This is a genomic window from Dolichospermum sp. UHCC 0259 (assembly GCF_009711935.1).
Taxonomy (GTDB): Bacteria; Cyanobacteriota; Cyanobacteriia; order Cyanobacteriales; family Nostocaceae; genus Dolichospermum.
Genome location: NZ_VIKX01000031.1, coordinates 31,590 through 45,107 on the forward strand (window position 1 = coordinate 31,590; position 13,518 = coordinate 45,107).

A 13,518-nucleotide genomic window follows, 5' to 3' on the forward strand; every position below is an offset into this window, starting at 1 on the left:
CCAATTTTTTTGTTTTTCAGATCATTTCATGGATAAGAAGCCTTTAAATCTTTAAATCCTGTAAATCCTGATTCAGACAGTTTATTCAAAGTGATGGACGATGTTGAATCCAAGGGTTAGCGGCTTCTAATTGGGCTGCTAGACTAATAAGAGTAGATTCAGCCGCAGGTTTACCAATTAGCTGTACACTCAGGGGTAAACCATTGCTATCAAAACCGACAGGAAGAGCGATCGCAGGTAATCCGGTAGCATTTGCGACAGGACAAGGGGCAACCCAGTGGACAATTTTGGCGAATGTCTCTTCTGGACTCAAATCTGCCCATTCACCGACACGAATGGGAGAATGTAAATAAACTGGTAATACCAACACATCAACAGTATCAAAAAATGCGATAATTTGCCGAGAGACAATTTGCATCTGGGAAAGTGCTTGCAGATATTCAGCCACAGAACCGGTTTTGGCGAATAACCATTGGTTCAAAGGTTGCAAAGCTGGTGACGGGATTCCCGCTGCGGCTATTCCCGCTTGCCAAACTACTTTAAATGGTTCGATTAAACTGCTAAAATCTGGGTATTTTTCCTCAACTTGATGTCCAAATTGTGCTAATAATTCGACGGTTTTTAATACTCCTTGTTGACAGTTAGCGTCAGCTTCTCCAAAGGGGAGAATATTGGTACTAAAAGCGATTTTTAAAGGAGCTAATTTAACCTGAGTTGCAGACAGAAATGATGATTGGGGATCTGGTAGCCAATAAGGATCACCAGTAACATAGCCAGAGATGACATCTAACATAGCGGCTGCATCTGCCACTGTGCGGGCAAGGGGACCATCAACAGCGATGCCACCCAAGCGATCGCCTACAGGGGCTTTAGACACTCTTCCTCGCGCTGGTTTGATGCCCACAACACCACAACAAGCCGCCGGACCACGTACCGAACCACCACCATCTGAACCTTGAGCGATCGCACTTAATCCTGCTGCTACCGATGCCGCTGCACCACCACTAGAACCACCCGGAGTATATTCTAAATTCCAAGGGTTTCTCGCTGGGGGAAATCCCATAGGTTCGCTGTAAGGATAAGAACCTAATTCAGAAGTTGCGGTTTTACCCAGAATAATAAATCCCGCTTGTTTAATTTTTGTCACTACGCCATCATCGTGATTAGCGATATTATTTAACAGTGCTGGATTTCCATAAGTACAAGTCACACCCGCAACTGCACTTAAATCTTTAATAGAAATTGGCACACCAAAAAACGGTGGTAATTCTGAAGTTGTAGTTAGTAATTCCGTTTTATTTGTAGCATCAGCGATCGCTAAATCTGCCGTAATTGTAAAATAACTCCCCAATTGGGGATTCAAGCGTTCAATTCTTTCTAAATATACTTCCACCAATTCCAGAGGCGACACCTCCCGCCGACGGATTAACTGTGCTAACTCCAAAGCCGGAGTAAAAGCTAAATCATTGTTATTCATATATAAATCCGCAGGATTTTTGAGAATTATAGCAATTGCCAGAGTCAGATCCCCGACTTCTCTAAGAAGTCGGGGATCTTAATTGTGCTAAAAATATGATTAATTATGGATGTCACCATTAAAACCCTGCCCGTTTAAAAATTTATGGTTAATTCTAGTCTTGTTGCCACACTCTATGTTAATCCTGTGACAGGAAACGATGCTAATACTGGTTCTCGTCCTAATCCCCTCAAAACCATTACCCGCGCCCTTAAACAAGCGAAAACATCAACCATTATTCAGTTAGCCAGTGGAACTTATAGCACAGCCAATGGTGAAGTATTTCCCTTAGTCATTTCACCGGGAGTATTAGTAGTAGGAAATGAAGCAAATAAAGGTCAGGAAATAATTATTTCTGGTAGTGGAGAATATCAAAGCCCTAGTTTTGGAGTACAGAATATCACATTACTCTTACTCGGTGATGCCAGTCTTTTAGGCGTGACAGTGATTAATCCTAGAACCAAAGGGACTGGGGTGTGGATTGAATCATCAATACCGACTGTGGCTAATAGTACATTTAAGAACTGTACCAGAGAAGGAATCTTCATTACTGGCAATAGCAAACCAGGGATTGTAGATAATTTATTTATTAATAACAAAGTTTGTGGATTAGTTATAGCCAAGAATAGCAAAGGAGAAGTCCTGCGGAATGTGTTTCAAAATAATGCTTTAGGCATAGCCATTAGTGACCTTGCTGCCCCTTTAGTCGCCAATAACCAACTTTCTACCAATAGTACAGCGATCGCCCTATCTCGTGATGCTAAACCAGTATTACGGCGGAATCTCATCACTGGTAATACCCAAGGCGGTCTCTTAGTCAATGGTAATGCCATTCCCGACTTAGGCAGTCCCCAAGACCCAGCCGACAACATTTTTCGAGAACAGGGTAAATTCGATTTACAAAATGTTACAGATCAAAAAATTATCTCCGTTGGTAATCAATTAAGCGTTCCCCAGGTAATTGGGGCGATAGATTTCATCGCTGCAACCGCTGACACCCCCAGTCAAATCGGAGTTAGCAGTAGATTTGCTGACTTAGAAGGACATTGGGCGGCCGCCTTCGTCGAAGCCTTAGTCAGTAAAGATATTATTAGTGGGTTTCCCGACGGCACGTTTCAACCAGCCACACCGATTACCCGCGCCCAATATGCAGCTTTAATCACCAAAACATTTCAACTACCAGAAAGTAATCAACTCAATAAATTTAAAGATGTCAAATCCGACTTTTGGGCTGCTAAAGCCATAGCCAGTGCCGCCGATAGAGGCTTTTTGAAAGGCTTTCCTGACGGCACATTTCGACCCGGAAATAACATCACCAAAATTCAGGCACTAGTCTCCATTGTTAACGGTTTAAACTTAAGTGGTGGTAATCCTAACGTCTTAATGGTATACCGCGATCGCGCCCAAATTCCCAGTTACGCTACCAATGCCACCACCGTAGCTACGCAAAAACTATTAGTCGTCAATTATCCTCAATCAGATCAATTAGAACCACTCCGGGAAATTACCCGCGCCGAAATGGCAGTCCTAATTTATCAGGCATTAGTCGCCACAGGTCAAGAAAATCCCCTACCCTCCGCCTATATTGTCAAACCAGAGACAGAGATTCCCTCCTTTTCCGATATTGTCGGCCATTGGGCAGAACCATTTATTCGGGCATTAGTTAGCATGAACTTAACCCAGGGTTTTGCTGATGGAACATACCAACCAGATCAAGCCATGAGCCGCGCCCAATATACAGCTTTAATTGCGGCCGCCTTTAATCCCCCAGCCAAACGTCCCTCCCCAGAATTTACAGACATAGCCAAAGATTTTTGGGCAGCTAAAGCCATTGAAATTGCAGCCAGAGGGGGTTTTGTGGGCGGATTTAGCGATCGCACCTTCCGTCCTACCCAAAACGTCCAACGGCTGCAAGTCATCGTCTCCCTAGTCAACGGACTGGGACTTGTGGCAACTGATCAAAAAACCTTAACCTACATTGACCAAGAGAAAATTCCCGAATACGCCCGCACAGCCGTTACCATTGCCACCCAGCAAAAAATTATTGTTAATTATCCCGACCCCAATTTACTCGCACCAACCAGAGAAGCCACCCGCGCCGAAGTTGCAGCAATGGTGTATCAGGCATTAGTCGCCAGTCAGCGCACAAAAGTTATAAACTCACCATATATTGTTTTGCATATCAGCAATTGACAAGTAGAATGGAAAACACTGCCGATCACTTTTGCTGCTGATGGAAAAAAACATTCATGTAGCCAAAAGTACGCTAGGCTAGATGCGATGGGTGCAATGTTTATACCTATTGCCTATAACTCACAGCCCATGTTAACAACAGCCCCGGTCACTCAAACTTTCGCGGCTCCTGCCGAACTAGCAGCTAAGTTATTAACTCACTACAGCTTTGATCTGAACGGATACAATGCCAGTGAGTTGATTAACCAATGGCAATCTGAATATCCTCTGCATTGGTTACACTTGGCAGTTATTGAAGCTTTGTATCAAGGTCGTTATAAAGCCGTATCTGTCCAGCAAATCTTGAACTTTTGGCGACGAAAGGGCGAGACAACCTACCATTTCAACATGGAATTTGAGCGCATGATTTGCAGCAAATTTCCAGAACGGCTCACTTCTGTCTCTTTACCAGTTTTACCACCCACTAAACAGGAAATCAGGATGGAAGAATATAAAAATCTTCGTCTATCACCTGCTCCAGTGAGTTATAAGTATCAAATAAATAATAATTTACAGCCAATAGAAGAAAACCGAGACTATGCTCCAAAAAGCCTAGCCCCAGCCCCTTCTTCTGTGCAATTAACCGGAAATATCAGACAAAAACAAGTTATTGAGGAAATTTCACCCCCACTTACCCAACAGTTGATGCTCCCAGCAACAGCCAATCATCCCCCTATTGGTCAGTTTATGCCCCAAAAGAGCGATCGCACCGAATCCTTCACCTCCAAACTCAAATCCATGACTAGTGAAAGATTGGAATTGGCATTTTAGGCGGTTGTCAGTGGTCAGTTGTCCAATGCCCAATGCCCAATGCCCAATGCCCAGTCCCCAGTCCCCAATTACTTCACAGTTTCAACCACTGATTTTAACCCTTTGCTATCAAAAAGGTTTACTGCTTCAGCGGCGCTTTCTTGACTATTGAAAATTCCCACCTGCATCATCCTACGACCTTGCCAAACCCTGGGAAAAGCATCATTAACTAGAGAAATAACTAAATTCTCTTGCTGCTTACTAGCAACCATCACTAACACCCGGTAACTGACATTTTGCCCAGTAGTCCTAGACATCCTGGATTCTGATCCAATAGCTGCTTGAGGGGCTACAAATTCAATAGCACCAGAATCAAGTTTGGTATAATTAAATTGGCGTGAATCAGATAGATTATTGGGTGATGATGGCGATTGATTGGGATTGGGAACAGGTTGAACTTTTAAAGGTGTTACCGTTCTTTGAGGTGGAGTAAAAGTGATGGGTTTGCGGACTGAAGTTGGTGTTGATGAAGAATTAGCACCAGAATTTCTAGCTGTAGATGAGCTTGTACCTTTGAGATCCACCTTACCGCTGATCCGACTACTAACCAAATTATTCCCAGCCGCAGAAATTACCAACTTAGCAGTTTTGGCATTGATATCATGACGACGATTATTGCGAAAGATATTCTTTCCGGGGTCATAACTACTCCCTAAATCTGGTCTAGCTTGGGCAATGACGACTAGACCATCTTCTCTGTTACCTTGAATAATATTATTCCTTAACATCGGTGTAGCATTGGCTTGGACAATAATCCCCGATCTATTATTCTGAATTTGGTTAGCTACCACCACAGGAGCAGCATTTTGGGCAATATTAATCCCAAAACCAGTTTCTTGAAAGATATTTTCCCTGATTTCCGGGCGGGCATTCCCAGAAATAGTTATCCCATTAGCACCATTGCGAACAAAAGTATTTTTACTAATACTGGGTGTGCCATCACCAGCGATCGCAATTCCATCTTGGGTATTATTAGTAAAGGTACTTTCCCGAACTAAAATATTACTGGATTCAATCCATAATCCATAACCACGACGATTGGTATTAGTAACGGTGACACCACTCAAACTAGCTTGGTTAGCACCAACAATAGCCACATTTTGACCACCAAACCGGCGACTGAGAAATTCACCACCACCAGTAATTGTCACAGTTTGACCTTTATTGTTAATATTGCCCTGAATAGCTATACCTGGCTTCAACATTAAAGGAAATATTTCTCCACTTTGGGCGTTATATGTACCAGAAGAGAGGATAATTACACTATTAGATGGTGATGCTTCCAAAGCTCGGCTAATTGTCCGCCAAGGTGCGCTGATACTACCATTACCTGTTTTGTCATTTCCCGTACTGGGGTTGACAAATGACTGGTTAATCTGAGAGATTGTTTTTTCACCTGGAAGTATTTGTTCGCCGACCCTCGGAACTTGAGCAAAGACAGTACTTGCACTTGTCATCAAGAGTATGGTACTCGTCACTCCTAAACCAACTGTTAAACGCAGGAAGTTATGCAGGGTGTTCACAGATTTTTGGGGGACTATCATTTTTTTATAAAACTCCTCTAAAACTTATAGCAAGAACACTGAGAGTCTATTGGGATCTAAGACGGGATATCAATTGTTATGTGGCAATTGGTATACAATTAATTTTTATACTATTTATATAGTAGTATGTCCACGATTTTACTGGGATCTTGACAAATTAACCGCGATTAGTTAGCAAATATTTAATAATCAAAATATTAAAATATGAATCAGGCTGGCTATTACTATAAAAACATTAAAAATGAGGTTTTGTAATGGTTTCAGCCCATAGTCACACACAACAAACTGTTTATCGCATTTTAGATGCTAATTTAGATCGCGCTCGTGAGGGTTTGCGAATTATTGAAGAGTGGTGTCGGTTTGGTTTAAATAATGCTCAGTTTTCAGGTATATGCAAACACCTGCGTCAAGAATTGGGCATTTTGCATACGGCAGAAATCCGCGCAGCCCGCGATACACCGGGTGATGCAGGAACGGATTTAAGTCATCCCCAAGAGGAACAACGGGCTGATATTACATCGCTATTACAGGCTAACTTCTGCCGGGTGCAGGAAGCATTGCGAGTATTGGAAGAATATGGCAAGCTTTATCATGGCAATATGGGAGCAGCTTGTAAACAAATGCGTTATCAAGTTTATACCCTAGAAAGCAATTTGCTGGGTTATCAGCGTCATCAGTTATTATGGCGATCGCATTTATATCTGGTAACATCTCCCACAGATAACTTATTTGCAGTGGTGGAAGCAGCCCTTCAAGGCGGTTTAACTCTGTTACAGTATCGGGAAAAGACCGCTGATGATTCAGTACGTTTAGAACGGGCGACAAGACTACGTGAATTATGTCATCATTATGGGGCATTATTCATTATCAATGATCGGGTGGATTTAGCTTTGGCTGTGGATGCTGATGGTATCCATTTGGGACAACAGGATATGCCCATTGCTGTAGCGCGTCAATTACTAGGAAGTCAGCGCATTATCGGCCGCTCTACCACAAATCCCCAAGAAATGCAAGGGGCAATTGCCGAAGGTGCAGATTATATTGGTGTGGGGCCTGTGTATGAAACACCGACTAAACCGGGTAAAGCCGCAGCAGGTTTAGAATATGTGAAGTATGTTTCTCAAAATTGTCAAATTCCCTGGTTTGCGATTGGGGGAATAGATATGAGTAACGTGAATGATGTGATAAATGCGGGAGGGCAACGGGTAGCTGTAGTGCGATCGCTCATCGAATCTGATCAACCTACCTTAGCAACTCAGTATTTTCTTTCGCAACTGCACCGAATTAAATAGAAAACAAGAAAAATCGGATTAAACAATTACAAATCATACAAATCCTTAAACCATTTAACAAATACTTGTGCTTTGGGATGTTGTGGGTCTAGAATTTTGAATTTAACAGCATCATGTAATTGTGTTCCTGGATGATTTTGCGGCTCTTGCGTTCCTTTTATGGAGAATTAATACTAAAGTGCCAGTTTAATAAACTGCGTAATCTGAAATTGCTAAAGTTACGAAATCCATATCCAAGTCTTTTGATTAATTTGAGTTTATTATTAATTCCTTCTACAGTACCACTGGTAGTTCTGTCGTCAAAATAACCGACAATTTCACCAAACCATCTAGTCATTGTCCCTATACTTTTAGGAAAATACTTCATTCCATCATGCATTCAATCCAATAAATCTATTATGCTTTCACTCCAAGGTTTAGTAGATTCAAATATGTGTCGAAATTCTTCTTTTAGTGCGTGCATTTTTGCCAAAATAGGGGAAACCTCTTGAACTCTATTTAATCCTTCTTTTTGTTTTTCATTCAATGAATCTTCATTTTTTATTAAGCTATATTTGCTTTTATTTAATCCTGCTAATATTCGGTCTCGCTCTGGTTTTTTATCTAAGGACATGGCAGCTTTTTTTTCAGATTGCCGAAGTTCTCTCTTTGATTTATCCATAATTCCATCCTAGAACAGCGATCGCTCTCCCCAAATCTGTTAATATCAAAAAAACCCCTAAAAATCCAGTAACCCTACACCAATCATCTATCATAGATGGCATATAAGCACACCGCCGCAAACAATAACCACCGGATAGGGAAAATAGTTATGAAAAACAAAAACCCCTTATGCTCAAATCTAGCTTTAAAAAGTGCCATTTTCTTGTCACCCTTACTGCTATCAACGGCTTTTATCAGTGGATATACTGTACTATCTGCTACGGCTCAGGTACTATCAAATCAGGAAAGGGAAGAATTAGCGCGACTGCGACAAGAAACCCGAACTCAAAAACAAGTCCAATCTGATTTTGAACGAGCTTTTACTCGCACGAATACCTTACTCAATATTTGGTTAACTATTTTAAGTTTATTTCCTGTGGCTTTAATTGCCATATTATGGTTTTTTCGTCGAGCCGTAATTCGAGAAATTGTCGAACGAGCAATGCAGCAAATTCAAGGAATTGAAAATTTACAAACTCAATTAACTACAGTTCAAGCAGAAGCAAAACAACTGATTCAATCATCCAAAAATACTACTCAAGAATTAGCACAGGAAGTTAATACTCTTAAACAAAAAATTCAAGGTGAGGAAGAAAATTTATCTATTCTTTTATCTGATTTACCAAAATCAAAACAAGAGTTTTTAACAGCTTTGGAAATTGAAGTGAAGTCTGCTCAAGAAAATATTAGTAATTTAGAGTTTAGATTAAATACTCAATTAGAACAATTAACTTTATCTGCTCAACAGCAAAGAATTACAATTGACAATATCAAAAAATTAGAATTTGAGTTATTTTCTCAATTTACCCAACTTAAGTCAGAAGTAGAAAATCAAAAAGATATTGCTATTAGTGATATTGAACAATCTCGTGCTAGTTTAATATCTCAATTCCAAGGGTTAGAGTCGCAAACTAAACAAGAGAAATTTTGTACTGTTGAAAATTTAGGGAAATTACAATCAGAATTTATTCATGAATTATCTCAATTTCAGTTAGATGTTAAAAATCAAAAAGATCTAGTTACAGGTAATATCGAAAATCTTAATAATATATTCAAGTCAGACATTACTGAATTAAAAACTGATACCCAAGTTCAAAAGTATCAATTGCTTGAGCATTTAGCGACATTACAAAGTGAATTTTCTCACCAACTGACAGAATTACAAAATACGGCTATTCAACGACAACAGCAAATCATTGAGAATCTAGAAAAATCTGGAGGAGAATTTACGTCTCAGTTTTCAGATTTACAAACTGACGTACAAAAACAGCAAACTACTGTTCTGGAAAATTTGCAAAAATTAGAAAGTGAATTTTCTCACCAACTGACAGAATTACAAAATACGGCTATTCAACGACAACAGCAAATCATTGAGAATCTAGAAAAATCTGGAGGAGAATTTACGTCTCAGTTTTCAGATTTACAAACTGACGTACAAAAACAGCAAACTACTGTTCTGGAAAATTTGCAAAAATTAGAAAGTGAATTTTCTCACCAACTGACAGAATTACAAAATACGGCTATTCAACGACAACAGCAAATCATTGAGAATCTAGAAAAATCTGGAGGAGAATTTACATCTCAGTTTTCAGACTTAGAAAATGATGTGCAAAAACAGCAAATTACTGTTCTGGAAAATCTGCAAAAATTAGAAATTGATGCTCAACAACGTAAAGATATAATTCTCAAAGAGTTAGCGGAAATTACACCTACAATATCACCAGCAATAGAACAAAAATCAGAAGCATTACAACCAAAAATTTCTACTGCTGATTATATAAAACAAGCAGAAGTGCTATTTTTGGAAAAACGCCATGAAGATGCTTTAGCTATTTATGAACAACTCATTAAAATCCAACTAGAAAATCCAGAAAATTGGTTAAAACGTGGAATTATTCTTAATAGATTAAAACGCTACAAAGAGGCTATAGCCTCCTATAATCAGGCTATCAAAATTAATCCTGAATATCATCAAGCTTGGTGTGATATTGGTGTAGCTTGTGGAAACTTAGGAAAACATCAAGAAGCTTTTAACTGTTTTGATAAAGCTAGTAAAATTAAACCTGATGATGGAGTTGCTTGGGTAAATCGTGGTTTATCTTTGCTAGAATTAGAACGTTATGAAGATGCAGTTGTGTCTTTTGATAAAGCTTTAGAATTTCAACCTAACTCTCCTAAAGTTTGGGATAAACGAGGTTACACATTGGTAATGTTAGGAGAAGACGATCAAGCAATTATCAGTTTTGATAAAGCACTAGAAATTAAATCTGATTATCATAGCGCCTATTATAACAAAGCTGCCTGTTATGCACTACAAAGAAAGGTTGAGTTAGCTTTAAAAAATCTCCTAAAAGCTATTGAATTTAATCCCAGTTATCGAGAAGATGCTGCAACTGATATTGATTTTGATGAGATTAAAAATGAGCCAGGTTTTCAAACATTAATTCAGAGTTAATACTAGGAAATCTACATTGTTAAAGTTGTGGTTGGGTTTTTTCATGTCAACCCAACCTACAGTTTCTTGAATCTAATAATCCTCATCGTATATATTGTCTATGCAATCGCATTCATAATTTCCTTTGATTTCTTGATTAAAAAATTCACCAATAGAATCTGCTGAATGAAAATCTTCCCATGTTTCTGCTTCTACATCAAAATATTGGTAAACTTCACCGCTTTGAAATTCTACTTGCAAAATTTGTGAATCAGCATCATAACCAATTGCATAAGCTACAGAAGAATTAACCGATAGCATGGGAATTTCCTCTGCATCAGTTACAGTATCAGAAATTACCTCATTTAGTTGTTTTAAGCCTTCATAAGCTTCGACTGGTGCGGAAATTTGCATTAATTCAAACTCGTTTCCCCTGTCGAGCAATAATTGCAAATATCCCTCAGAATGAGAAATTGCCAATAAACTGCTTAAATCCATTTTAGATAGCTTCATTGTTTTACTCCCTATAGGTAGATGACAGTGAGAACCAAATTTGTATAGTACAAAATTACTATATTAGTGTTTAGGTGTCAACTATCATAGGGAACAGGTTAAAATCCGCGCAGTAGAACTAGCTTTGTTAGTACAAACAATCAACAATTGTTCTACCTTGACTAATTAATTTAGAAAATTTAGGATATACTATTTTTTCAAGCATAATACAGTCAGTTAAGACGCATATTTTTGTGACTTCTAATTGAGTTTTCACTCATTTTTACCTATGACAATTAAACTTACTATTCCTGGAATGGCTTGTTCTGCTTGTGCTAGTAATATAACCAAAGCAGTTATAGGCATTGACGCTAATGCTATTGTGGAAGCTGATACAAAAACCAAGTTTGTCAATGTAGAAACTCAAGCTTCAGAATCCGTTATTAGAGAAGCTTTAATTGCTGCTGGTTATCCACCTTCTTAGAAAGATATTCTCAAATTGACACTCTCAGCGGCTAAAGCCGCTGAGATTCTTTGATTAAAGACATGACTTACTTAAACAGGATTTTTGCATTAATTTTATGCAAAAATATCATATCAGTGAATTTTTATTACAAAAAATTGACTTAAATGTGCTATTAGAAGGATTTTGAGATCAAGGATAAATTAAGAGTAAGTGATTTTTGTAAACAATCAAACTTAACAAACAAAATATTCCCCAAAAATATTCTGTCTATTGTCTCTTAAAATGTGTTCTCACTTATGTTACAAACTATACTAATAGTTTTTGCTGCTAACCTCCAGCAGATAACTATTCAAAATTTTATTTATCATCTAATAGGTAGCGAAAAATACGATGTGCAAGTTTTATTGACCTCAGAATTGTCAGGAAGTCAATTAACTAGAAAACTCGATATTGCTAATTCTGCTTTCATATTTATACAACCTGCGGACTTTGATCAAGTCATGGAAATTAGTCGTAACTTCGTAGTATTAGCTAATGAATTAGGTTGTCAACGCATAGGTTGGATAGCTCCCGCTTGTTCAGAAAAAAGCGATTTAGGAAAGCGTCTAGCTGAGGCTGAAAATTTAGTCCGTTCTTCCTGTTTAGAAACTCTTATTTTGCGTCATGCGCCTCTATTCTCTGACATTTTAGAACACAAAAAAGAGCTAAAATATAGGCGGACTCTATCTATGTCTTTGGGGACTAATCCCTTACCTTGGGTAGCACCAGAAGTCATTTCTCAGGCTTTATATAAGTGGGTATTAGGTGAGATAAATAATCAACCTCCTGATATTATTGTTGGTACAAGTTTGTTAACTGGAGATAATATTGCTAAAACACTTTCTTTAGTAATTAAAGAGAATCTGAACGGGATGATATTTGCTCGACAATATTTCGATAAGATTGATGTCGATCTCAATAACGAAATTTCTTTAGCAGAACTTTTACCCTATTTATTAAAACTCGGATATAGCCAAGATGAAGCTGTCAATATTTTAGAAGAAACCCATACTGATGGTAATGGAGTAATTGACTTTGAAGAATTTACTCAAGGTTTAGGAGAGAATCTCACTAAAATTCTGGCAGATGTTCCCACAAAAGTACAGTATATTAACATAGCTAAATCTACATCTATCTATGACATGATTGCTAGGGGAATAGAAGAAAATATTGCTCAATCAAGACTAGAGTTATGTGAAGCAGTAAATGAGTATGGATTATATCAACAGGAAGATCATAAAAAGACGGAAATTGTTACAGAAGAAAGTCTAGTTAATAAATTATCAAGAGTTATAACTCACCACAAAAAAAAGCAAGAATTAGATCAATGGTTAGGTAATATTAACATTTCTTTAACTGATTGGGCTAAACAATATGTACTTGATTGGATTAATGTTTATATTTTGCCAGGAAGAGGTATTTTAACTATTAATGAAGGGCTATTTGCAGAACAACCAGCATTAATTACCCGTCTTTTTCAAGGTAACAACCGCGTTATTTTAGGTAAGCGAACTTTGGATATGCAAACTGTAGAAATGCAATTAGCTAATACAGATACAGAGGTAGAAGTAGTAAGTTATCAATCTCCAGAAGTTGGGGAGCGAATTTTAAAATTAAAAAATGGACAAATTTTTAGCGTATCGGTGCGGGGAATTTGGCGCGGATTAAGATTAGTAACTCAGTTATTTTTACAAAATCAACCTATACCTCGTTGGCAAGTGGCGTTATTTCGAGAATTGGGAGAATTAGCAATTGAAGAAGCTAATAATCTCAGTTCTGTAGAGGATATTGTTTGTAATTGTACTCAAACAAAATGCGGTAAATTTCAGGATTTGATTGCAGGAGGTTGCAATAACTTAGAACAATTAGTGGAACAAACTCAAGCAACGACAATTTGCGGTAGCTGTAAACCATTAATTGAAGAAATGTTAGGTTCAGCTAGTGGTCTGTCAAGCAAAAAATTGTGAATTTGAGAGAGAATAGGGGGGCTA

The 13,518-nt window shown here is 38.3% G+C and carries 10 protein-coding genes and 1 pseudogene; 6 read left to right on the forward strand and 5 right to left on the reverse strand.

Annotated elements, in window-relative coordinates:
- Window positions 1–85: 85 nt before the first annotated feature.
- Window positions 86–1,477, reverse strand: coding sequence for an amidase (locus tag FJR05_RS03140; RefSeq protein WP_168642770.1), 1,392 nt, complete (start codon window positions 1,475–1,477; stop codon window positions 86–88).
- A 144-nt stretch (window positions 1,478–1,621) separates the two neighbouring features.
- Between FJR05_RS03140 and FJR05_RS03145 the strand changes: the two genes are divergently transcribed.
- Window positions 1,622–3,709 (forward strand): S-layer homology domain-containing protein, encoded by a 2,088-nt coding sequence (locus FJR05_RS03145; RefSeq protein ID WP_168642771.1) that lies wholly within the window; start codon window positions 1,622–1,624, stop codon window positions 3,707–3,709.
- 96 nt (window positions 3,710–3,805) lie between these two features.
- Window positions 3,806–4,519 (forward strand): hypothetical protein, encoded by a 714-nt coding sequence (locus FJR05_RS03150; protein WP_254446665.1) that lies wholly within the window; start codon window positions 3,806–3,808, stop codon window positions 4,517–4,519.
- A 68-nt stretch (window positions 4,520–4,587) separates the two neighbouring features.
- On the opposite strand, the gene FJR05_RS03155 is transcribed toward FJR05_RS03150, so the two are convergent.
- A complete protein-coding gene (locus FJR05_RS03155; RefSeq protein ID WP_168642772.1) occupies window positions 4,588–6,102 on the reverse strand; it encodes a DUF1565 domain-containing protein in 1,515 nt (504 codons plus the stop codon).
- Between the two features lie 254 nt (window positions 6,103–6,356).
- Here FJR05_RS03155 and FJR05_RS03160 point away from each other — a divergent pair, with 254 nt between their 5' ends.
- On the forward strand, window positions 6,357–7,394 hold the full coding sequence (locus FJR05_RS03160) for a thiamine phosphate synthase (RefSeq protein ID WP_168642773.1): 1,038 nt from the start codon (window positions 6,357–6,359) through the stop codon (window positions 7,392–7,394).
- Between the two features lie 26 nt (window positions 7,395–7,420).
- Here FJR05_RS03160 and FJR05_RS27835 read toward each other — a convergent pair whose 3' ends face one another.
- Together FJR05_RS27835 and FJR05_RS03165 are read right to left on the reverse strand one after the other, a co-directional pair.
- Window positions 7,421–7,555: a DUF3226 domain-containing protein gene (locus tag FJR05_RS27835; protein ID WP_371416780.1), complete on the reverse strand. Its 135-nt coding sequence runs from the start codon at window positions 7,553–7,555 to the stop codon at window positions 7,421–7,423.
- Window positions 7,552–8,034 (reverse strand): annotated as a pseudogene (locus FJR05_RS03165) (transposase); the annotation flags it as partial. The gene FJR05_RS27835 and the pseudogene FJR05_RS03165, both read right to left, overlap by 4 nt.
- A gap of 171 nt (window positions 8,035–8,205) precedes the next feature.
- Here FJR05_RS03165 and FJR05_RS03170 point away from each other — a divergent pair.
- A complete protein-coding gene (locus tag FJR05_RS03170) occupies window positions 8,206–10,551 on the forward strand; it encodes a tetratricopeptide repeat protein (RefSeq protein WP_168642774.1) in 2,346 nt (781 codons plus the stop codon).
- Window positions 10,552–10,623: 72 nt separating this feature from the next.
- Here the strand turns inward: FJR05_RS03170 and FJR05_RS03175 are convergent, their stop codons facing one another.
- A complete protein-coding gene (locus FJR05_RS03175) occupies window positions 10,624–11,043 on the reverse strand; it encodes a KTSC domain-containing protein (RefSeq protein WP_168642775.1) in 420 nt (139 codons plus the stop codon).
- A 268-nt stretch (window positions 11,044–11,311) separates the two neighbouring features.
- On the opposite strand from FJR05_RS03175, the gene FJR05_RS03180 reads away from it, so the two are divergent.
- Window positions 11,312–11,506: a heavy-metal-associated domain-containing protein gene (locus FJR05_RS03180; RefSeq protein WP_168642776.1), complete on the forward strand. Its 195-nt coding sequence runs from the start codon at window positions 11,312–11,314 to the stop codon at window positions 11,504–11,506.
- 278 nt (window positions 11,507–11,784) lie between these two features.
- A complete protein-coding gene (locus FJR05_RS03185) occupies window positions 11,785–13,494 on the forward strand; it encodes an EF-hand domain-containing protein (protein WP_168642777.1) in 1,710 nt (569 codons plus the stop codon).
- Window positions 13,495–13,518 lie beyond the last annotated feature (24 nt).

What these genes read in the sequence shown, in the direction of transcription:
- FJR05_RS03180 (WP_168642776.1), top strand. Translation starts at nt 11,312, where the DNA reads ATGACAATTAAACTTACTATTCCTGGAATGGCTTGTTCTGCTTGTGCT.
- FJR05_RS03150 (WP_254446665.1), top strand. Translation starts at nt 3,806, where the DNA reads ATGTTTATACCTATTGCCTATAACTCACAGCCCATGTTAACAACAGCC.
- FJR05_RS03175 (WP_168642775.1), bottom strand. Translation starts at nt 11,043, where the DNA reads ATGAAGCTATCTAAAATGGATTTAAGCAGTTTATTGGCAATTTCTCAT.
- FJR05_RS03140 (WP_168642770.1), bottom strand. Translation starts at nt 1,477, where the DNA reads ATGAATAACAATGATTTAGCTTTTACTCCGGCTTTGGAGTTAGCACAG.
- FJR05_RS03185 (WP_168642777.1), top strand. Translation starts at nt 11,785, where the DNA reads ATGTTACAAACTATACTAATAGTTTTTGCTGCTAACCTCCAGCAGATA.
- FJR05_RS03160 (WP_168642773.1), top strand. Translation starts at nt 6,357, where the DNA reads ATGGTTTCAGCCCATAGTCACACACAACAAACTGTTTATCGCATTTTA.
- FJR05_RS03155 (WP_168642772.1), bottom strand. Translation starts at nt 6,102, where the DNA reads ATGATAGTCCCCCAAAAATCTGTGAACACCCTGCATAACTTCCTGCGT.
- FJR05_RS03145 (WP_168642771.1), top strand. Translation starts at nt 1,622, where the DNA reads ATGGTTAATTCTAGTCTTGTTGCCACACTCTATGTTAATCCTGTGACA.
- FJR05_RS03170 (WP_168642774.1), top strand. Translation starts at nt 8,206, where the DNA reads ATGAAAAACAAAAACCCCTTATGCTCAAATCTAGCTTTAAAAAGTGCC.